At 71.6% G+C, this 17,961-nt stretch carries 24 protein-coding genes; 14 read left to right on the top strand and 10 right to left on the bottom strand.

What is annotated here, in order from left to right:
- Positions 1–87: 87 nt before the first annotated feature.
- From ACFPCY_RS31895 to ACFPCY_RS31885, 3 genes are read right to left on the bottom strand one after another with little or no spacing between them, the layout of a single operon-like run.
- A complete protein-coding gene (locus ACFPCY_RS31895) occupies positions 88–903 on the bottom strand; it encodes a carbohydrate ABC transporter permease (protein WP_378261362.1) in 816 nt (271 codons plus the stop codon).
- On the bottom strand, positions 900–1,970 hold the full coding sequence (locus ACFPCY_RS31890; RefSeq protein WP_378261360.1) for a carbohydrate ABC transporter permease: 1,071 nt from the start codon (positions 1,968–1,970) through the stop codon (positions 900–902). The genes ACFPCY_RS31895 and ACFPCY_RS31890 overlap by 4 nt, the downstream gene beginning before the upstream one ends.
- Positions 1,967–3,265, bottom strand: a complete 1,299-nt coding sequence (locus ACFPCY_RS31885) for an ABC transporter substrate-binding protein (RefSeq protein ID WP_378261358.1) — start codon at positions 3,263–3,265, stop codon at positions 1,967–1,969. Before ACFPCY_RS31885 ends, ACFPCY_RS31890 begins: the two co-directional genes overlap by 4 nt.
- Before the next feature lie 181 nt (positions 3,266–3,446).
- Here ACFPCY_RS31885 and ACFPCY_RS31880 point away from each other — a divergent pair, with 181 nt between their 5' ends.
- The 5 genes from ACFPCY_RS31880 to ACFPCY_RS31860 all read left to right on the top strand — a co-directional run bounded on the left by ACFPCY_RS31880 (position 3,447) and on the right by ACFPCY_RS31860 (position 6,298).
- A complete protein-coding gene (locus ACFPCY_RS31880) occupies positions 3,447–4,121 on the top strand; it encodes a nucleotidyltransferase domain-containing protein (protein ID WP_378261356.1) in 675 nt (224 codons plus the stop codon).
- Positions 4,118–4,879 (top strand): nucleotidyltransferase domain-containing protein, encoded by a 762-nt coding sequence (locus ACFPCY_RS31875; protein ID WP_378261354.1) that lies wholly within the window; start codon positions 4,118–4,120, stop codon positions 4,877–4,879. The genes ACFPCY_RS31880 and ACFPCY_RS31875 overlap by 4 nt, the downstream gene beginning before the upstream one ends.
- Before the next feature lie 66 nt (positions 4,880–4,945).
- The gene (locus tag ACFPCY_RS31870; protein WP_378261352.1) at positions 4,946–5,218 is read left to right on the top strand and encodes a hypothetical protein; all 273 of its coding nucleotides are present in this window, start codon (positions 4,946–4,948) and stop codon (positions 5,216–5,218) included.
- Positions 5,215–5,502, top strand: coding sequence for a hypothetical protein (locus tag ACFPCY_RS31865; RefSeq protein WP_378261350.1), 288 nt, complete (start codon positions 5,215–5,217; stop codon positions 5,500–5,502). Before ACFPCY_RS31870 ends, ACFPCY_RS31865 begins: the two co-directional genes overlap by 4 nt.
- Before the next feature lie 85 nt (positions 5,503–5,587).
- Positions 5,588–6,298 carry a Uma2 family endonuclease gene (locus tag ACFPCY_RS31860; protein ID WP_378261348.1) on the top strand — a complete coding sequence of 237 codons (711 nt, stop codon included), beginning with the start codon at positions 5,588–5,590 and terminating at the stop codon, positions 6,296–6,298.
- A 284-nt stretch (positions 6,299–6,582) separates the two neighbouring features.
- Here the strand turns inward: ACFPCY_RS31860 and ACFPCY_RS31855 are convergent, their stop codons facing one another.
- Entirely contained in the window at positions 6,583–7,041 is a 459-nt protein-coding gene (locus tag ACFPCY_RS31855; protein ID WP_378261346.1) for an ATP-binding protein, read from the bottom strand.
- Positions 7,042–7,143: 102 nt separating this feature from the next.
- Between ACFPCY_RS31855 and ACFPCY_RS31850 the strand changes: the two genes are divergently transcribed.
- The 8 genes from ACFPCY_RS31850 (at position 7,144) to ACFPCY_RS31815 (ending at position 12,920) form a co-directional block, all read left to right on the top strand.
- A complete protein-coding gene (locus ACFPCY_RS31850; RefSeq protein ID WP_378261344.1) occupies positions 7,144–7,968 on the top strand; it encodes a helix-turn-helix domain-containing protein in 825 nt (274 codons plus the stop codon).
- Positions 7,965–8,153, top strand: coding sequence for a DUF397 domain-containing protein (locus ACFPCY_RS31845; protein ID WP_378261342.1), 189 nt, complete (start codon positions 7,965–7,967; stop codon positions 8,151–8,153). Before ACFPCY_RS31850 ends, ACFPCY_RS31845 begins: the two co-directional genes overlap by 4 nt.
- Positions 8,154–8,161: 8 nt before the next feature.
- Positions 8,162–8,350: a DUF397 domain-containing protein gene (locus ACFPCY_RS31840; RefSeq protein ID WP_378261340.1), complete on the top strand. Its 189-nt coding sequence runs from the start codon at positions 8,162–8,164 to the stop codon at positions 8,348–8,350.
- A gap of 96 nt (positions 8,351–8,446) precedes the next feature.
- A complete protein-coding gene (locus ACFPCY_RS31835; protein WP_378261338.1) occupies positions 8,447–8,635 on the top strand; it encodes a DUF397 domain-containing protein in 189 nt (62 codons plus the stop codon).
- Positions 8,636–8,772: 137 nt separating this feature from the next.
- A complete protein-coding gene (locus ACFPCY_RS31830; protein ID WP_378261336.1) occupies positions 8,773–9,756 on the top strand; it encodes a glycoside hydrolase family 6 protein in 984 nt (327 codons plus the stop codon).
- Positions 9,757–10,419 (top strand): response regulator transcription factor, encoded by a 663-nt coding sequence (locus ACFPCY_RS31825; RefSeq protein ID WP_378261334.1) that lies wholly within the window; start codon positions 9,757–9,759, stop codon positions 10,417–10,419.
- 6 nt (positions 10,420–10,425) lie between these two features.
- A complete protein-coding gene (locus ACFPCY_RS31820; protein ID WP_378261332.1) occupies positions 10,426–11,946 on the top strand; it encodes a sensor histidine kinase in 1,521 nt (506 codons plus the stop codon).
- Positions 11,943–12,920: a TAXI family TRAP transporter solute-binding subunit gene (locus tag ACFPCY_RS31815; RefSeq protein ID WP_378261330.1), complete on the top strand. Its 978-nt coding sequence runs from the start codon at positions 11,943–11,945 to the stop codon at positions 12,918–12,920. The genes ACFPCY_RS31820 and ACFPCY_RS31815 overlap by 4 nt, the downstream gene beginning before the upstream one ends.
- 468 nt (positions 12,921–13,388) lie before the next feature.
- Here ACFPCY_RS31815 and ACFPCY_RS31810 read toward each other — a convergent pair whose 3' ends face one another.
- Complete coding sequence (locus ACFPCY_RS31810; protein ID WP_378261328.1) at positions 13,389–13,985, bottom strand: TetR/AcrR family transcriptional regulator; 597 nt, start codon at positions 13,983–13,985, stop codon at positions 13,389–13,391.
- A gap of 91 nt (positions 13,986–14,076) precedes the next feature.
- Between ACFPCY_RS31810 and ACFPCY_RS31805 the strand changes: the two genes are divergently transcribed.
- Positions 14,077–14,865 carry an SDR family oxidoreductase gene (locus tag ACFPCY_RS31805; RefSeq protein ID WP_378261326.1) on the top strand — a complete coding sequence of 263 codons (789 nt, stop codon included), beginning with the start codon at positions 14,077–14,079 and terminating at the stop codon, positions 14,863–14,865.
- 89 nt (positions 14,866–14,954) lie between these two features.
- Here the strand turns inward: ACFPCY_RS31805 and ACFPCY_RS31800 are convergent, their stop codons facing one another.
- The 5 genes from ACFPCY_RS31800 to ACFPCY_RS31780 all read right to left on the bottom strand — a co-directional run bounded on the left by ACFPCY_RS31800 (position 14,955) and on the right by ACFPCY_RS31780 (position 17,918).
- Positions 14,955–15,623: an SAM-dependent methyltransferase gene (locus ACFPCY_RS31800; protein ID WP_378261324.1), complete on the bottom strand. Its 669-nt coding sequence runs from the start codon at positions 15,621–15,623 to the stop codon at positions 14,955–14,957.
- A 74-nt stretch (positions 15,624–15,697) separates the two neighbouring features.
- On the bottom strand, positions 15,698–16,177 hold the full coding sequence (locus ACFPCY_RS31795; RefSeq protein WP_378261322.1) for a hypothetical protein: 480 nt from the start codon (positions 16,175–16,177) through the stop codon (positions 15,698–15,700).
- A complete protein-coding gene (locus ACFPCY_RS31790) occupies positions 16,170–17,174 on the bottom strand; it encodes a WXG100 family type VII secretion target (protein ID WP_378261320.1) in 1,005 nt (334 codons plus the stop codon). The genes ACFPCY_RS31795 and ACFPCY_RS31790 overlap by 8 nt, the downstream gene beginning before the upstream one ends.
- Before the next feature lie 7 nt (positions 17,175–17,181).
- Positions 17,182–17,535, bottom strand: coding sequence for a hypothetical protein (locus ACFPCY_RS31785; RefSeq protein WP_378261318.1), 354 nt, complete (start codon positions 17,533–17,535; stop codon positions 17,182–17,184).
- Positions 17,532–17,918 carry a YbaB/EbfC family nucleoid-associated protein gene (locus tag ACFPCY_RS31780; protein ID WP_378261316.1) on the bottom strand — a complete coding sequence of 129 codons (387 nt, stop codon included), beginning with the start codon at positions 17,916–17,918 and terminating at the stop codon, positions 17,532–17,534. The genes ACFPCY_RS31785 and ACFPCY_RS31780 overlap by 4 nt, the downstream gene beginning before the upstream one ends.
- Positions 17,919–17,961 lie beyond the last annotated feature (43 nt).

The following is a 17,961-nucleotide window of genomic DNA, read 5'->3' as shown; positions in this document are numbered from 1 at the left end:
CCTTTCGGATGGTCACTTGCCGGGTGGTCACTTGCCGGGTGGTCACTTGCCGGGTGGTCGCTTGCCGGGTGGTCGCTTGCTGGGTGGTCACTTGACGCCGCCGGCGGTGAGGCCCGCGACGATCCGGCGCTGGAAGACGAGCACGACGACGATGAGCGGGACGGTCACCACGGCGCCCGCCGCCATCTGCGTACCGAACGGCTGGTCGAAGCCGGACACGCCGGTGAACTTGGAGATCGCGACCGTCGCGGTCTGCATCTCCTTGCGGTTGACCATCGACAGCGCGATGAGGAACTCGTTCCACGCCGCGATGAACGTCAGGATCGCGGTGGTGAACACGCCGGGCGCGGCGAGCGGCACGATGATCTTCCGGAACGCCTGGCCGCGGGTGCAGCCGTCCACCATCGCGGCCTGCTCCAGCTCGAACGGGAGCTGCCGGAAGAACGCCGTCAGCAGCCACACCGACAGCGGCAGCGCGAAGCCGAGGCTCGGCACGACCATCGCCTGGTAGGTGTTGATCCAGCCGATGTCGGTGAACAGCTTCAGCAGCGGGACGAGCTGGGACACGCCCGGGAACATCGTCGTCGCGATCACCAGCCCGAGCACCGCGTTCTTGAACCGGAAGTCGAGCCGGGCGAGCGCGTAGGCGGTGAACACGCCGATGACGAGCGTGAGGGCCGTGGTCGTCCCGGCGACGATGACGCTGTTCAGCAGCGCGCGGCCGAAGCCGTTGTGCCCGCCGAACACCGCGCGGAAGTTCTCGGTCGAGACCGGGGACGGCACGGGCGAGTTGTCGAACTGGTCCTGCGGGCGGCGCAGCGCGGAGGCCAGCATCCAGTAGAACGGCGCGAGGCAGTACACCGCGACGGCCGCGAGGCCGAGGTAGGAGAGCGCGCGCTTCACCGTCCGGCCGCCTTCCCGGTCAGCCCGCGTGCGCCGGTCCTCCGCGCGCCTCGGGCGTCGCCCTTGCCGGATCGGCGCGCGTCGGTCTTGCCGGGTCGGCGCGCTCCGCCCTTGCGGGTGCGGCGGGCCTCGCCGATGATGTCGGCGCCGAGCAGCCGGACGAACAGGTAGGCGATGAGCGCGATGTAGGCGAACAGGATCGTCGCGTACGCCGCCGCCGAGCCGTACCGCAGGTTCGTCGCCTCGAACCAGGCGAGCATGGTCAGGGTCTCCACGGATCTCTGGTTGACGCCGACGAGGACGGCGGGCAGGTCGAACATGCGCAGCACGTCCAGCATCCGGAACAGGACGGCGACGAGCAGCGCGGGCTTGATCAGCGGCAGCGTCACGTAGGCGAACCGCTGGAGCGCGCTCGCGCCGTCCACCTTCGCGGCCTCGTGCACCTCGCGCGGGATCATCTGGAGCCCGGCGAGGACGAGCAGCCCGATGAACGGGGACGTCTTCCAGACCTCGGCGATGACGACCGCGACCTTCGCGGCGAACCCGTCGGCGGTCCACAGCACCTGGTGGCCGAGGACGGCGTTGGCCGCGCCGTCCGCCTGGAAGATCCAGCGCCACAGCAGTCCGGAGATCGCGGTGGGGATCGCCCACGGCACCAGGATGCTGGCCCGCACGAGCGCCCGGCCGCGGAACGCCTGCTGCATGATCAGCGCCATCCCGACGCCGATCACCGTCTCCAGCGTCACCGTCGTGACGGTGAAGAACGTGGTGTTGCCGAAGGCGTTCCAGAACGCGTCCGCGCGGTCGCCCTGGAAGACGGCCTTGTAGTTGTCGAGGCCGACGAACCGGTCGCCCTGGACGACGAAGCCGTCCGCGTCGAGGCCGTTGCCGCGCGCGTACAGCGACTCGCGGAGCCCGGCGAGCACCGGGTAGCCGACGACGAGCGCGAGGACGAGCAGCGTGGGAGACAGGAGCAGCGCCGCCATCCGCCGCTCCCCGCGCGCGCCGCCGGTGCCGCGGCGCTTGCGGAGGGGGCGGACGGCGGTGCTTTCGGAGACGGTGCTCATTGCGCGGCGGTCAGGGTGGTCAGCTTGCCCTGGAGGTCGGTGACGGCCTGGTCCACGGTCGTCCGGCCGTTGACCGCGTCGTACACCGCGCCCTGGATCGCGGCCGTGACGTCGCCGTACTTCACCACGACCGGCCGCGGCTTCGCCCCTGCGATCGCCTGCTTCAGCACCGGCAGGTACGGGAACCGCTTCGTCAGCGCCGGGTCGTCGTAGAGGGACGCGACGGTCGGGGCCTGCGACGTCGCGAGGAGGTTCGCGCGCTGCGCCTGCTCGCCGGTCAGGTACTTGATGAAGTCGAACGCGGTCGCCTTGTTCTTGGCGAACGCCGAGATGGCGAGGTTGTGCCCGCCGAGGTTCGCGACGCCGGGACCGTTCGGCCCGGGCAGCGGCGCGACGGCGAACTTGCCCGCCACCTTGGACGACCCGTCCGCCTTGTCGGCCAGCGCGTACTGGTACGGCCACTGCCGCTGGAACAGCAGCTTGCCGCCCTGGAAGTAGCGGCGCCCGCCCTCGGTGTCGAGGGTGACCGCCTCCTTCGGCATGTGGGCCTTGCGGGCGTCCGCGAGGAACTGGATCCCGGCCTTGACCTGCGGCGTCGTGACGGTCGGCTTGCCGCTCGCGTCGAGCAGCGACCCGCCCTGGCTGGAGACCGCCTCGACCGCGCTGATCGTGAGGCTCTCGGTCTTGTTGACCTCGGTGAAGTAGCAGTCGACGCCCTTGCCCTCGGGCAGCGCCTTCACCTTGTCGCAGTCGGCCCACATCTCGGCGTAGGTCTTCGGCGGCGCGGAGATCCCGGCCTTGTCGAGCAGGTCCTTGCGGTAGTAGAGCATCCCGGCGTCGGACGTGGACGGCACCGCGTACAGCTTGTCGCGGTACTCGCCGGTCGTGACCGTCGCGGGCAGCATCTTCGACAGGTCGATCTGGTCCTTGGGCAGCGGCGTCAGCCAGCGGTTCGCGGCGAACTCGGCCGTCCAGACGACGTCGAGGTTGAGCACGCCGTACGCGTCGGACTTCGTCTGCGCGTTCTGGATCATCTGCTGCCGCTGGTCGTTCGGCTCGTCCGGCAGCTCGACGACCCGGACCTGCTCCTTCGGGTGCGCCGAGTTCCAGCCGTCGATCTGCTTCTGCAGGTTGCCGGACCGGTCCTTGCCGGTGACGAAGGTGACCGGGCCGCGCCCGTCCAGCGCGCCGGACGGCGCTTTCTCCTTACCGCTGTCGCCGCCGCTGCCGCCGCAGGCGGTGAGCGCCGCGAGCGCCAGACAGGTCACCGCACCGGCCGTGATGGTACGCCGCATGGGGGGTCCTCCTCCGCGAAACGGGATGACGTGGAGAGCAGCCCGTTTCACCTGTTCCTCGTGGGGGTGGTGCGGTGACGCTAGCAACGAGCCGCAAGGACCGTAAAGACCTTGCAGAAACTTTCTGCAAGCCGACAAACGGTTCGACGACCGGGCGGCGGCTGCGGCACCCTGCTGGGTTGTGACCGCATTCGACCGGCTCGTCCCCGACCACACCGTCCTCGCGGTGGTCGTCGGCTCGCGCGCCTACGGCCTGGACACCGCCGCCAGCGACACCGACCGGCGCGGCGTGTTCGTCGCGCCCACCGAGCTGTTCTGGCGCTTCGACAAACCGCCGACGCACCTGTCCGGGCCGCTGGACGAGCAGTTCTCCTGGGAGTTCGAGCGCTTCTGCGAGCTGGCGCTGGCCGCGAACCCGACCGTCCTCGAATGCCTCTGGTCACCGCTCGTCGAGCACGTCACCGAGATCGGCTCGGAGCTCCTGGAGGCCCGGGCCGCGTTCCTCTCGCGGCACGCGCACCGGACGTTCCTCCGCTACGCCGACGGCCAGTTCCGCAAGATGGAGAACCACGGCGCGCGCAACCCCAAGCACGTCATGCACATGCTGCGGCTCCTGCTCAGCGGGCTTCACCTGCTGGAACACGGCGAACCGATGGTCGAGGTCGGCGAGCACCGCGACCGGCTCCTGAGCGTCCGCCGCAACGAGATGCCGCTGGACGAGGTGGCGGCCTGGCGCGCGTCCCTCACCGCCCGCATGGACGGCGCGCTCGCCCGCTCGCCCCTCCCCGCCGAACCCGACCGCGCCCGCATCGACGCGCTGCTCCACTCCGTCCGCCGAAGGAGCCTGACCGCATGAACCTCCCCGAGGGCCTCATGGCGGACGTCGCCGCATGGCATCCGCACCCGCGCGCCTTCATCACGATCTCCGGCGCGCACCTCTACGGCTTCCCGTCGCGCGACTCCGACATCGACCTGCGCGGCCTGCACGTCCAGCCGCTGCGCGAGGTCGTGTCGCTCGAACCCGGCCGCGACACCCACTCGCGCATGTGGTTCCGCGACGGCCTCGAAGTGGACGTCGTCACCCACGACGTCGCCAAGTACTGCCGCCTGCTCCTCCGTTGCAGCGGCGAGATCCTCGAACAGCTCACCTCGCCCCTCATCGTCGAGACGTCCCCGCTGCACGACGAACTCCTCGCGCTGACGCCGTCCCTCGTGTGCACCGGCTACGCGCGCCACTACTTCGGCTTCAGCCGAGGCCAGTGGAACCAGTTCGGCAAGGAGAACCGCCTCAAGCCGCTGCTCTACACGTTCCGGACGCTGCTCACCGGCATCCACCTCATGCGCGCGGGCGAGGTCGAGACCGACCTGACGGTTCTCGCGGCCGAATACGGCCCCGCGTACCTCCCGGAGCTGATCGAGGCCAAGCGCAGCGCCGAGCACGGCGGCACGCCCGCCGACCTCCTCGACCGCGACCGCTTCACCGCCGACTTCGAGAAGCTGACCGCGCGCCTGGAAACCGAACGCGACACCTCGCCGCTGCCGGATGTTCCAACCTGCCGGGACGAGCTGAACGAACTGGTCATCCGAACCAGGCTCGCCGCCGTCCGGGAGTAGTGAAGAATGTCGGCGCCGTCCCGTAGCGTGGGGCACGTTCGTCACACGCGTCCCGGAGGGCTCCGCATGGCCGTGCCAGACCGTCCGCTCCTGCCCGGCCAGACCCGCGCGATCCCGCGCACGGTCAGCGCGATCGCCGACGCGCTCAGCCCGGACAAGCGCGCCCGGTTCATGGCCGAGACGTCCCGCGCCGACGACCTCGACGCCGTCCTCGACCGCTGGTGGAGGGACGCCATGCTCGACCAGGTCCCCGGCCGCGAGAAGCGCGTCACCGACGCCCTCGCCGGCCGCGGCCTGGTCTCCCTGGAGGATCTCGCCGCCGAGCGCAAGCCCCGGTGACCGACCCCGACCGCGGCTGGACCGTCTTCTGCCAGGAGGAGGCCGCCGCCGACCTGCACGCCATGCCCCGCCCCCTCTTCGACGCGGTCCTGCGCTACCTGATCCGCTTCGCCACCGAGGCCGGCGACGCCATCGACCTGGGCGCACCCCCGCCCGGCTCCCCCCGCGACCCCGAGCACCTCCGCTACGACCACACCATCCCCGGCCACCCCGTGATCATCGAGTACCTGGTCGTCCGCGACATCCGAGAATTCCGCATCACGACCGTCCTCTGGCTCGGCTGAGGCCCCCTCCGCCCGCCACTATCGCCGGACTCATGACAACGCCGCCGCCTAGAGTGATGCCTGCACGCGTGGAGGGGGAGTGCGGATGACGATCACCAAACCCGTCCCCGGCAAGCTCCGCCGGACAGCCGACGACATCGAGCGTGAAAGCGGCGGCACCTTGCGTGTTGAGATCATCGAAGGCGCCCCTCTGGCGACCCCCACCCCGAGCGGACGGCACGCTCTCACCACCGCCCGGATACGTGACGCGCTCAGCGCTCGTGCGGCGCAGCACGGCCTCACGACCGCCGACACGATCTCCATCCCGCTTCCTGACGACCCGGACGACTACGCGACCCCCGACCTGGCCGTGCTGCCTCCGTCCAGCCTGGACACCGATGAGCGGCTGATCCCGGGGGAGGAGTTCATTCTCGCGGTCAAAGTTGCGTCCCCGTCCGAGTCCAGGCCGTCAATCGAGGTGAGGAGCGCCTGGTATTCGCGTGCGCTGGTACCCGCCCTGCTGTACGTCTCGCCCGGTGCAGGCGAGTGGATGCTCAGCAGTGACCCGCGCGGCGACGGGACGTGGCTGACCACCTCGACCGGGGGGTACGGCGAGAAGATCACCCTGCCAGAGCCACTCGGCGTCCTGCTCACCGCCGACCTGCCCCGCTACGGCCGCGTGCTGGTGATCTCGATGGCCACGAGGACGTCCGCCGACGTCATCTTGCTGCCGCGCTCGATGCAGCGCAGCACGCTGAGGTCCGGTCGGCGTACCGTGAAGCGTTTGCGCTCGTCAGTGATGTGCGAGTTGACGTAGGCGTACTTCATGTCGGTGTCCTGGAACACCTGAATGCGCGGCTCGGCAGTTCGCGCATCCATGAGGGCGGCCTGAAGCCGGAACGCGACCATCCGACGTTCAGGGCTCGGCGCTTCGCAGAAGATGGCGTTGCCTTCGACGACTTCGATGCTGTGCGCGACGTCCTCGGGCAGCGCCTCGTATTGCTGCTCGGAGATGAGCAGGCTGGACGGGGCAACGGCCCACGGCGGATGAGACACGTGCTCCCCTGAGCGGCTGCCCGATGCGTGAGGTCAGCCTATGTGTCAGCGAGACCGGTGGCCGGGGTCTTCACGCGAGACGCCGTCTGGCCAAGGGTTCGCGGGCATCAGGGCCCAGACGACCTTGCCGCGGCCGTTGGCGGACGGACGGACGCCAGAGTTCTCGGCGTAGGCGGCAACGATCAGCAGTCCCCGGCCCGATTCGGCTTCCGCGGTGACACCGCGCTGGACGGGCAGCGCGGGGGACGGGTCCCAGCATTCGAGGAGCGGAGCGCCCTCGTAGACCGCCGTCCGGATGCAGATCTCCTTGCCGGGGGCGGCGTTGAGCGCGTTGGTGACGATCTCGCTCATGACGAGCGTGGCGTCCTCGATCACCGGCTTGCCGAACCCCCAGTTGACGAGCGCGTAACGGACCAGTTCCCGAGCGAGGACGACCGAGGTCGGCGTCGCCAGCAGCGCCATGCGGATCTCCGGGTGCCCCGGGGCCATCATCTGAGCGTCCATCGCCACCACCGTCCATGAGTTTCCGGAACCGGCTCCCAGGTTCACGCTCCGTGAGTTAGCGTGCACGCATTGACAGACATGCCATACACCTGTGGGTGAGCGATGAGTGTCAGAGAGTCGATCGACCCGAAGTCTTCGATCTGGGGCTGGCTGGCCTTTGACCTGTGGTTCTGGCGGACGCAGCGAGGGTTGTCACTCGCCCAGGTCGGCCTGATCGCCAAGGTGACGCGCGGGAGCGTATGTAACTGGGAAGCGGGCCGGGCCCGTCCCACCAAGGAGCACATGTGTCGGCTGGACGACGCATGGAAGACCGGCGGCCACTTCGAGCGGCTGCTCTTCTACGCCAAGACCGGCCACGACCCCGACTGGTTCAAGCAGTACCTCCAGTACGAGGCCGCCGCGACGATCATCAAGCTCTACCACGGCAAGATCATCCCGACGTTGCTCCAGACCGAGGACTACATTCGGGGCGTGCTGGCCGGTAGCGAGCCGGCGGTCGTCGAGGCGTCCATCAAGTCGAGGGCGGAGCGGCAGCGGCGGCTCGCCGGGGTGGACTGTCCCTACCTCTGGGTGCTCTTGGACCAGGAGGTGCTGGAGTGCCCGGTGGGATCGTCGAAGGTGATGATCGGTCAGTTGGACTACTTGCTCGACATCTCGTCCGACCCCAAGGTGAGTGTCCGGATTGTGCCGCGGGCGGCGGGGCATCACCCTGGACATGACGGGCCGATCCAGATCCTCAAGGTCGGTTCGGAGCGTCTCGGCAGTCGCGAGGTCGCCTATGTGGGGGCGCAGCTCGGCGGCCGGTTGATCGAAGGAGGGGACGAAATCGGAGCCCTGACGATACGCTCCGACCAGATCGGGGATCTTGCTCTTTCCAAGGGAGATTCCCGCTTGTTGATCTTGGAGACCAAGAGGGGTTACCAGTGATCCAGTGGCGTAAGAGCTCCCACAGCGGCGGATCGAGCGACGAGGCGTGCGTGGAGGTTGCGCGGTTGGGCGGCGAGGTCGGTGTGCGGGACTCGCGGGACCCGGACGGGCCGCGCCTGGCAGTGGCTCCCGCAGTGTTCGCCGGGTTGCTGGCCCGCGTCCGGCGCGACGAACTCGACCGGTAGCGGCCGAAATGAGTCGCTGGCGCAAGAGCCGTTATTCGGGCGGTGGGAACGACGACGCCTGTGTGGAGGTCGCGCGGGTGGTCGTGGGGGGCGGGGTTCGCGACTCCCGGGATCCGGATGGGCCGCGCCTCGCGGTGCCTCTCGCGTCTTTCGGTGGATTGCTGGCGCGGGTGCGGCGTGGTGAGCTCGACCTGTAACGGTCGGCTCTGACCTGCGGCCTCTGGGACTACGCGCGGTGCATGACTGACGGTCTCGGGCGCTGATGTCGCGGGGCTGGCTGGAAGGAGTTCCGGATGGTTCGGTGGCGTAAGAGCTCCTTTAGCGGCGGGGGAAGTGACGAGGCGTGCGTGGAGGTCGCGCGGCTGGGTGACGGGGTTGGGGTGCGGGATTCGCGGGATCCGGGCGGGGCGCGGTTGGTGGTCAGTTCGGCCGCGTTCGGGGGGCTGGTGGGGCGGGTTCGGCGGGGGGAGCTTGGCCGGTAATGGTCGGGGCGTTGCAGCCGGTCTCCGGGGTGTGGGGGCCGGCTGATCGGGTGATCTGGTGGTTCGGGGGACGGGGGTGGGGGGTTCGCGCCAGAATGTCGGCCGTTCGAGCCGATCATGCCGGGGCGAGGAGAGCGATGATGCGCGCGGTGATTCCGCTGGTGGTGGCTGTTGCGGTGGGGGCGGCGGGGTGCTCCTCGGGTGGGGCCAGCGCGGCCAGGGTGAGTGCGGATCAGGTCGAGGGGGCTGCGGCCAGTCCGTTTTACGTGGATCCGGGGACGCAGGCCGCCGCGTGGGTGAAGGCCCATCCGCGGGACGCTCGGGCTCCGAAGATCAAGACGGCCATCGTGGCGCGGCCGGGGGCCCGGTGGTTCGGGAACTGGAGCGGGGATATCTCGCGGGCGGTTTCCGGGTATGTCGGTGCCGCTAAGAGCAAAGGTAAGACGCCCGTTCTGGTGGCCTACAACATTACCGACCGGGATTGCGGTGGGGCTTCGCATGGCGGGGCGGGGTCTTCGGCGGCTTATAGGACGTGGATTTCCAAGTTCGCGGCGGCTGTCGGGAACCGTCCGGCGATCGTGGTGATCGAGCCGGACGCGGTCGCGCAGCTCGACTGCCTGCCCGCGGCGGCGCAGAAGACCCGGACGGCACTGCTCAAGTACGCGACCGAGCAGTTCAAGGCCAAGGCCCCGAAGGCGCGTGCTTACCTGGACGGCGGCAACGCGCATTGGGTGGCGCCCGCGACCATGGCGACGCGGTTGAACGCGGCCGGGGTGAAGAATGTGCGCGGGTTCTCGGTCAATGTGTCCAACTTCTTTACGACGGCCGAGTCTTCGGCTTATGCGAAGAAGGTTGATTCGGCGCTTTCGTCGAAGTACCGGTACACGCGCGGGTTCGTCATCGACACCAGCCGGAACGGGCATGGCGGGACGCCGGGCAAGTGGTGCAACCCGGCCGGGGCCAAGCTCGGGACCGTCCCGCAGGTCGGCGGGTCGGGCGCGGACGACCTGCTGTGGGTCAAGACGCCCGGCGAGTCGGACGGGCCGTGCGGCGTCGGTCCCGGCGTCCCGGCGGGGACGTTCAGCCCGGACCTCGCCATGCGGCTGATCAACGGGCGCTAGATGGCGCGGGCGCTGCTCGTCGAGGACGACCGCCGGTTCGCGGCGGCGCTGGTCAGGGCGCTGGGACGGTGCGGGTACGAGGTCGAGCACGCGCCGGACGCCGCCGCGGCGCTCGCCGCGCCGCCCTGCGACATCGTCCTGCTGGACCTCGGGCTGCCCGACCTGGACGGCCTGGAGGTCTGCCGCCGGCTGCGGGAGCGCGGCGAGGTCGGGATCATCGTGCTGACCGCGCGCAGCACCGAGCGGGACCGGGTCACCGGGCTGCGCGCGGGCGCGGACGACTACCTGGTCAAGCCGTTCGGCATGGCCGAGCTCCAGGCGCGCATGGAGGCCGTCCTGCGGCGGGCGCGGCCCCGGCCGGACGGCGGCGTGCGGGTGCTCGGCGCGCTCGCGGTGGACCTCGCCGCCCGCGTCCTCACCCTGGACGGCGTGCCGGTGCGGCTGACGCCGAAGGAGTTCACGCTGCTCGCGCGGCTGATCCGGGAGCCGGGCGCGGTGGTGGAGCGCGAGACGCTGCTGCGGGAGGTGTGGGGGACGTCCTGGCAGGGCCGGTCCCGGACGCTGGACGTCCACGTCTCGACGCTGCGCGCCAAGCTCGGCGGCGCGGCGCGGATCGAGACCGTGCACGGCGTCGGGTACCGGCTCGCGCCGGGCGGGGGCTGAGCCGGGATGCGGCGGCGGCTGTACCTCACCTACCTGCCGCTGCTCGCCGCCGCGCTGGTGGCGCTGGCGGTGCCGCTCGCGACCGGGTTCGCCGCCCGCGACTCGCAGGAGATGTACATCGACCGGGCCGGGGACACCGCCCGGTTCGCGTCGCTCGCCGAGACCGCGCTGCGCACCGGGCGCACCTCGGCGCTGCACTACGAGCTGGAGCAGTACGACGCGGTGTTCGGCATCCCGGCGGCGGTCGTGGACCGGGACGGCACGGTCGTGATCAGCTCCCGGTCGGACCTGGACCTGCGGTCCGGGCACGTCCGGGAGCGGGTGCGGGAGGCGCTGTCGGGGGAGGCGGCGCGCACCACGCCGACCGTGTGGCCGTGGCAGCGCGGCCCGATGGTGGTCGTCGAGCCGGTCGGGAGCGGCGGCGAGGTGATCGGCGTCGCGGTGACGGTGTCGCCGACCGGGCGGCTGCGGCAGGCCCTGCTGGACGCCTGGACGCGGCTGCTCGCGGGCCTGCTGCTGGTCGTCCTGGTCGGGGTCGTCGTGGTGGCGCTCGTCGCGCGCTGGGTGCTGCGTCCGGTCGCGGAGCTGGACCTCGCGGCGCACGCGCTCAGCGAGGGACGGTTCGACGAGCGGGTGGCGAGCGGCGCGGGACCGTCCGAGCTGCGCCGCCTCGCCGAGTCGTTCAACGCGATGGCCGTGCAGGTCGCGGTGCTGCTGGAGCGGCAGCGGTCGTTCGTGTCGTACGCCAGCCACCAGATGCGCACGCCGCTCGCCGCGCTCCGCCTGTGGCTGGAGAACCTGGAGCCGGCGGTCGGCCCGGACGGCCGGACCGACCATGCGATGGCGCTGGAGGAGGTCGACCGCATGGCGCACCTCTACGACGCGCTGCTCGCGTACGCCTCGGCGGAGGCGAGCGCGGTCAAGGCGGTGGACGTGGACCTCGCGGCGCTCGCGCGGGCCCGCGCGGACGGCTGGCGGGACGTCGCGGCCCGGCGCGGCGTCGAGCTGACCGGCCCGGACGGCGGGACGCTGTCCGCGCGCGCCGCGCTGGACGGCGGGACGTTGTCCGCGCGCGCCGCGCTGGACGGCGGGACGTTGTCCGCGCGCGCCGCGCCGGATGGTGGGTCGTTGTCCGCGCGCGCTGCGCTGGACGGTGGGTCGTTGCTCGCGCGCGCCGCGCCGGACGCGCTGGACCAGGCGCTCGACGCGATTATCGACAACGCGGTGAAGTTCTCCGGGGCGGGCGGACGCGTCCGGATCGACGTCCAGAACGTCCCGCCGGACCTCGCCGCGATCGTCGTCACCGACAGCGGGCCGGGCATGACCGAGCCGGAGGCCGCGGTCGCGCTCCAGCCGTTCTGGCGGCGTCCGGCCGACCAGAACGTCGAGGGCTCGGGCCTGGGCCTGACGATCGCGCACGCGCTGATCACGGCGTCCGGCGGACGCCTGGAGCTGTCGCCCGCCGAACCGTCCGGGCTGCGCGTCCGGATCGTCCTTCCGACGGCCGCACGGGAGGCCGAGCGGTGAGGCGGCGGCTGGCGGCGCTGGTGGTGCTGCTCGCGTGCGTGCCGTTCGGGGCGTCGGGGTGCCGCTCGGACCGGCCGTCGCTCCCGCCGGTCGTGATCGCGACCGGCGGCGAGGGCGGCGTCTACCACGCGCTCGGCGACGCGTTCGCCGCGACGCTGCACGACCGGTGGAAGGTGCGCGCGACGGTGCTGACGACAGCCGCGTCCATCGAGAACCTGCGGCTGCTCGCCGCCCACAAGGCCGATCTCGCGTTCACGACGGTCGACTCGGCGGATCTCGCGACGCGCGGCGCGGGGCCGTTCGCGGGGAATGTCCGGATCGCCGCGCTGTCCGGGCTGTACGACGACTACCTCCACATCGTCGTCCGCGCGGACGGGCCGATCAGATCCGTCGCGGACCTGCGCGGACGGCGCGTCTCCACCGGCGCGGCCGGATCCGGGACCGAGGTCCTCGCGGGCCGCGTGCTGGCGGCGGCGGGCGTGAGGGTGAGCGGGCGCGACGCGATCGTCCGGTCACGGCTGTCGGCGAGCGCGTCGGGCGAAGCGCTCCGCGCGGGACGCATCGACGCGTTCTTCTTCAACGGCGGCCTGCCGACGCCCGCCGTCACCGACCTCGCCCGGACGGTCCGGGTGCGGCTGCTGCCGGTCGGGTCGCTCGTCGCCGGCCTCCAGCGCTCGTTCGGGGAGGTGTACCTCGCCCGCTCGATCCCGGCCACGACGTACGGGATGGGGCGGGAGGTGCCGACGGTCGCGACGCCGAACGTCCTGGTCGTCCGCGCCGACATGCCGGCCGCGGAGGCACGGGAGCTGACCGCGCTGCTCTTCGCGAGCAGGTCCCGGCTGGCGGCGGTGCACGCCCAGGCGCGGCGGCTGGACCGGCGGGCCGCGCTGGTGACCTACCCGCTGCCGCTCCATCCGGGCGCGGCGCTGTACTTCCGCGAGACCAAACCCTGGGCGGACGCGAAGGGCGGCTGAAACCGCGAAGCGAAGCCACCGGGCGGCGGGGCTGAGGCCGGGCGGCGGGGTTGAGGCTCGGACGCGGGGTTGAGGCTGGGACGCGGGGTTGAGGCTGGGACGCGGGGGTGAGGCTGGGACGCGGGGAGGCCGGGACGCGGGGACGCGGGGAGGCGGGGGTGAGGCACGGCGGCGAAGGGGAGGACCGGGAGGCGTCCTGAGGGAAGGACGCCTCCCGGCCTTCGGGCCGTCGGCGGGGGTGAACGGGCCCGGGGGAGCGGGACGGCCTCGGGGGCGAAGCGTCCCTGGGACGGTCGGCGGGGCTTCCTCCGCTGTGCCTCGCCGGCCGGGATCGGCACGGTCGCGCGTGCCGGAGTCGCCCCACCAAGGTAGGAAGGCCGGGCGCGGGCGGGCGAGCGTCCCCGGCTTTCCCTTACAAATCATTTACATGTCGGCGCCAGCCGACCGGGAACTGAAATACCGGCGGCGTCAGCGGGCCGCGGCGAGCGCCTTGACGGTCTGGACGACGACCTCGCGGCGGCGGGCGAGCGCGGCCTTCGCGTCCGGCTCGTCCAGGACCAGGGCGCGCATCTGCGGGACGCAGAAGTTCCAGGCGACCAGGCCGAGCACGGTGAACAGCCAGTCCTGGGCGGCGCGGATCCGGGCGTCCTCGTCCGGCTCGCCGGCCGCGTAGCCGCCCTCGGTCATCTCGGACGCGTAGGCGCGGTAGGTCCGCCGCCGCTCGTCCGCGGCGAGCGGCTCGTCGGGGCTGAGCTCCAGCGCCTCCCACATCAGCAGCCGGACGAGCTCCGGGTGCTCGTGGTACCAGTCGAAAAGCTGGCCCACGCTCTCGCCCATCGCGTGCGGGTCGAGCGGGCCCTCGTGGCAGACCTCCTCCATCTTCGCCTTCAGCACCGCGCCGAAGAGCTGCTGCTTGTTGCCGAAGTAGAGGTAGATGGCCTGCTTGTTCGCCCGGGCGGCGGTGGCGATCCGCTCGATCCTGGCCCCGGCGAGACCGCGCTCGGCGAACTCGTCGGCGGCCGCCTCGAAGATCCTGCGCCGGGTGGCGTCCGCGTCGTAGCTCATGCAAGAAATTAAACCATCCGGTTGACAAGCCCGCCCGGCGCGCTCCATGATCTAAACCAACCGGATGGTTTATTTCGAACGGAGCCCCACCATGTCCCAGGTCACTTCCGCGCCCCTGCCCGTCCGCTCGCCGCTGCCCGCGAGCCTCGCCGGATCGAGCGTGCTCATCATCGGCGGCTCGTCCGGCATCGGCCTCGGGGCCGCCCGGCTGCTGCACAGTCTCGACGTCCGCGTCGTCATCGCCGGGCGCGACAAGGCCCGCCTGGACGCCGCCGTCGCCGACATCCGCTCGGGCGACGGCGACGCCGAGGTCCTCGGGACGGTCGTCGACGCCGCCGACGAGGACTCCATCCGCGCCGCCGTCGAGTTCACCGGGACGCTCGACCACGTCCTGCTCACCGCGGGCGGCTACGTCGGGGCCGGGCCGATCGAGTCGATCGACCCGAAGGACGCCCGCACCGCCTACGAGCAGCGGGTCTGGGCGGCGCTCGCGATCGCCCGCGCGTCCGTCGGGCGGCTGCCCGCCGGCGGCTCGATCACCCTCACGTCCGGGCTGCTCGTCACCCGGCCGCGCCCGGCGACGGCGGGCGCGATCGCCGTCGCCGGCGGGGTCGAGACGCTCGTCGGCTCGCTCGCCGTCGAGCTCGCGCCGCGCCGGCTGCGGGTCAACGGCGTCCGCTACGGGCAGTTCGACACGCCGCTGCTGCGCGGCGTGGGCGGGCTCCCCACGGACGAGGCGGTCGCGGCGGCCGGGGCGAACGCACCGCTCGGCCGGTTCGGCACCCCGGAGGAGGCGGGCGCCGCGTCGGTGGTCCTGATGGCCAACCCCTACTTCAACGGCCAGGTGATCACCATCGACGGCGGCCAGTCGCTCGTCTGACCCGGCTCCTCACGCTCGTCTGACCCGGCTCCTCGCGCACGGCTGACCCGGCTCCTCACGCGGACGGCACCCGCCGGTCACTCCGCGGGTCACTCCGCGGGGCGCCGGCGGGCCTTCACGGTGCAGTCGAGGCGGGTCATGACGGTGCCGTCCGGCGCGGTCTGCCGCCGGTCGTGCTCCTCGGCGCGCAGCACCTCCCACTCGTCCGGGTCGAGGTCGAGGGACACCACGACCTCGGCCGCCGTGGGCAGGACGTAGCCGGACTCCGGCTCCCACGGCGGCGGGCCCGCGTGCCCCTCGACCAGCAGCGTGCCGCCCGGCGCGACCGCGTCCCGCGCGGCGCGCAGGATCCGCTCGGAGATCGGCTCGGCCGGCGAGTGCAGGAACTGCGAGGTCACGAGGTCGTAGGAGCCGTCCGGGAACGACTCCGACAGGTCGCGGCGCTGGAAGTCGATCGCGTCCGCCAGCCCGGCCTCGGCCGCGTGCTCCACGGCGCGGCCGATGGCGACGCCCGAGACGTCCACGGCCGTGACCTTCCAGCCCTGCCGGGCCAGCCACACCGCGTCCGCGCCCTCGCCGCAGCCGAGGTCCAGCGCCGTCCCGGGGGTCAGCCCGGAGACCTCCTCGACCAGGGCCGCGTTCGGTTTGCCGCTCCAGATGTGGCCGTGACCGTGGCCGCTCCCGTCCCCGCTTTCGTTCCCGTCCGCGTGCTTGGGGCCGCTCGTGTAGCGCAGGTCCCAGAACTCTTCGTTCGTCATTCCCTCTTCCATGGGACCAGCATCGGCACCGCGCCCCGGAAAAGGCAAACCCTGTTGCCGGTTCGGCAACAGGGTCAGTGAGCTGCGGCTTCCTCGTCCTCGTAGGCCATCGGATCGGCCCCGCTCGCCCGCGTCACGGCGTCCCGGACCGTCCGGACGATCCGCTCGTGCTCGCGTCCGAGGCTCCACGTCCGGCACGTCCGCCCGCCCGTGTCGCGGATCAGCAGCTTCGGCCACTGCGGACCGATCCCGCCCGGCCGGTTCTCCTGAAGGAAGCCGATCTCGCTCAGGCGGAACGCGGCCGTGCCGAACGTCCGGTGGACGATCAGCTCGTCCGCCGTGAGCACGATCCGGCGATGGAACGCCGCCCGCACCGGCAGCCCCACCAGCACCAGCGCCCACAGCGCCAAGGCGGCGGCGGGAACCGGCTCGGTGAAGTCGACGCCCAGATTGACCGACTCGGCGACGACCGCGAGGAAGAGCGCGGTCGCGAAAAGCGGGCCCTGCCTGAAGCCGGTCCAGGCGTGGAGAGGAGCGTCGGGAGGCTCAGGCACCGAGGTTCAGCTTCCGGTTGATCTCGCCGGGCGGCGGGACGTTGTCGTTGTCGTCCTCGCCGGACTGGGCGAGGCCCGAGCCGAGCTTGGTCCCGGCCGCGACGGCCGGGTCCTTCGGGTCGTACTCGAAGGGTTTGGTGGCGCCGTTGCGTCCGCCGAGGGCGCGGCGCGCGTCCCGGCCGTCCGAGACCAGGTCGCGGCCGAGGCCGCCGGGGCCGAGGCTGCGGTTGCCGCCCTTGCCGGTCAGCCGCCACACCGCGGTGTCGCGCATCGCCTTGATCTTGGTGATGATCCGGCGGACCACGGCGGCGAGCTTCTTGAAGACCTGCACGACCTTCTGGACGATCCGCGCGCCGCGGGTGGTCGCGACCGCCGCCTCGGCCTCGGTCGCGGCCGCGGCGGCGGCCTCGCTGCCGCCGAGGGTGGGGATCGCGGCGGCCTGCGCGGCCAGCCAGGTGATGATCAGCCACTCCACGAACTGCGAGATCAGGTCCTTGAGCGTGGACATCGCGGTGTCGCAGAGCGCGGCGGTGAGCGCGAGCAGGCCCTTGATGTCGCCGATCGCGTTGGCGGTGTCGCGGGTGCCCTGGATGAACTCGGCGATCCGCGCCTTGCCCTGCTCGCTGGCCGGGCCGAGCCAGTCGGTGAGGTCGTGCTCCAGGTCGGTGGACATCTGGTCGGCCAGGCCGTTCAGGTCCTTGGCGACCTTGTCCCACTCGTCCCGGTGGTCGCTGATCGCGCCGTCGTCGCCGGTGACCCAGGTGAGCATGTCGTGCAGCGGCTTGATCACGTCGATGAGGAAGCCGACGCCCGCCGAGACGAGCGCGCCGAGCGGGTCCATCCAGGCGGTGAAGCCGGTGTAGCCGATGTCGGCGACGTCGCCCGCGAGCGAGCTGAAGTCCTCGTTCTCGTAGTGCTTGACGCCCTTGGCGACCTGGCTCCAGCCGGGGACGTTGCCCTCGCCGGCCTTGTACGGGTCGCTGAAGATCTCGACCATCGCCGCCTCAGCCCTTCTCGCCCGGCTTGCTCGGCGCCGGCCCCATCTCGACCGCGTCCTTCTCCAGCGCGTTGATCTTGGCGAGGATGGCCTGGTTCGCGCCCGCGTAGTTGCGCGCGGTCTGCTCGATCCCGCTCTCGATCCCGGTCAGCGACTTGACCATCAGGTCCAGGTGCTCGTTGATGTCCTTGGACGCCGAGTCGTAGTGCACGCTGAAGACCATTCCGACCAGGCCCCACTCGTGCCCGGTGACGTTGATCGCCTGCGCCGCGGACTTGATCGCCTGCGCCCGGTCGTTCAGCCGGTCCACGCTCTCGGCGGCGCTGACCAGCTTGGTGACGTCGTGCCCGGTCTCGGTCATCGGCGCGGTCCCTCGTCCTCGCGGGGCGGGGCGGGCAGCCGGGACTCCACCAGCGCCTGGACGTCCATTCCGGCGGGGGCGAGCGGCGCGACGACCGCGGCCATCCGGCGGGACGCGTCGGCGCTCGCGGCGGTGATGGTGCTCATCAGCGTCGCCGACAGCTGCGCCGCGCTCTGCCGCATCGCGCGCTCGCTCAGGTGGATGTCGGTGATGGCGCCGCCGGGGGCGACGGTGACGGTGACGTTGCCGTCGGCGGACTGTGCGGTGCTGCGCATCGAGGCGAGCTGCTCGCGCATCTCCGCGTACCGCTCCAGCTTCTCCTTGGCGTCCTTGGTCAGGTTCTCCAAAGCCTTCTCGATGGCTTCGGGAGACTGATCGAGCACAGTTCGCCCCCGGTGGGAAGTATGCATTTGAGAGGTTTGCGTA

This window comes from Actinomadura gamaensis (genome assembly GCF_042652125.1).
Lineage (GTDB): Bacteria > Actinomycetota > Actinomycetes > Streptosporangiales > Streptosporangiaceae > Spirillospora > Spirillospora gamaensis.
Note: the sequence above shows the minus strand (reverse complement) of the source record. Positions and strands in the feature narration are given on the sequence as shown.

Bases quoted from the DNA above. Each gene is read 5' to 3' on its own strand.
- ACFPCY_RS31890 (WP_378261360.1), bottom strand. From the start codon at position 1,970: ATGAGCACCGTCTCCGAAAGCACCGCCGTCCGCCCCCTCCGCAAGCGC.
- ACFPCY_RS31885 (WP_378261358.1), bottom strand. From the start codon at position 3,265: ATGCGGCGTACCATCACGGCCGGTGCGGTGACCTGTCTGGCGCTCGCG.
- ACFPCY_RS31875 (WP_378261354.1), top strand. From the start codon at position 4,118: ATGAACCTCCCCGAGGGCCTCATGGCGGACGTCGCCGCATGGCATCCG.
- ACFPCY_RS31870 (WP_378261352.1), top strand. From the start codon at position 4,946: ATGGCCGTGCCAGACCGTCCGCTCCTGCCCGGCCAGACCCGCGCGATC.
- ACFPCY_RS31860 (WP_378261348.1), top strand. From the start codon at position 5,588: ATGACGATCACCAAACCCGTCCCCGGCAAGCTCCGCCGGACAGCCGAC.
- ACFPCY_RS31855 (WP_378261346.1), bottom strand. From the start codon at position 7,041: ATGGACGCTCAGATGATGGCCCCGGGGCACCCGGAGATCCGCATGGCG.
- ACFPCY_RS31850 (WP_378261344.1), top strand. From the start codon at position 7,144: ATGAGTGTCAGAGAGTCGATCGACCCGAAGTCTTCGATCTGGGGCTGG.
- ACFPCY_RS31840 (WP_378261340.1), top strand. From the start codon at position 8,162: ATGAGTCGCTGGCGCAAGAGCCGTTATTCGGGCGGTGGGAACGACGAC.
- ACFPCY_RS31835 (WP_378261338.1), top strand. From the start codon at position 8,447: ATGGTTCGGTGGCGTAAGAGCTCCTTTAGCGGCGGGGGAAGTGACGAG.
- ACFPCY_RS31830 (WP_378261336.1), top strand. From the start codon at position 8,773: ATGATGCGCGCGGTGATTCCGCTGGTGGTGGCTGTTGCGGTGGGGGCG.
- ACFPCY_RS31825 (WP_378261334.1), top strand. From the start codon at position 9,757: ATGGCGCGGGCGCTGCTCGTCGAGGACGACCGCCGGTTCGCGGCGGCG.
- ACFPCY_RS31820 (WP_378261332.1), top strand. From the start codon at position 10,426: ATGCGGCGGCGGCTGTACCTCACCTACCTGCCGCTGCTCGCCGCCGCG.
- ACFPCY_RS31810 (WP_378261328.1), bottom strand. From the start codon at position 13,985: ATGAGCTACGACGCGGACGCCACCCGGCGCAGGATCTTCGAGGCGGCC.
- ACFPCY_RS31805 (WP_378261326.1), top strand. From the start codon at position 14,077: ATGTCCCAGGTCACTTCCGCGCCCCTGCCCGTCCGCTCGCCGCTGCCC.
- ACFPCY_RS31800 (WP_378261324.1), bottom strand. From the start codon at position 15,623: ATGACGAACGAAGAGTTCTGGGACCTGCGCTACACGAGCGGCCCCAAG.
- ACFPCY_RS31790 (WP_378261320.1), bottom strand. From the start codon at position 17,174: ATGGTCGAGATCTTCAGCGACCCGTACAAGGCCGGCGAGGGCAACGTC.
- ACFPCY_RS31785 (WP_378261318.1), bottom strand. From the start codon at position 17,535: ATGACCGAGACCGGGCACGACGTCACCAAGCTGGTCAGCGCCGCCGAG.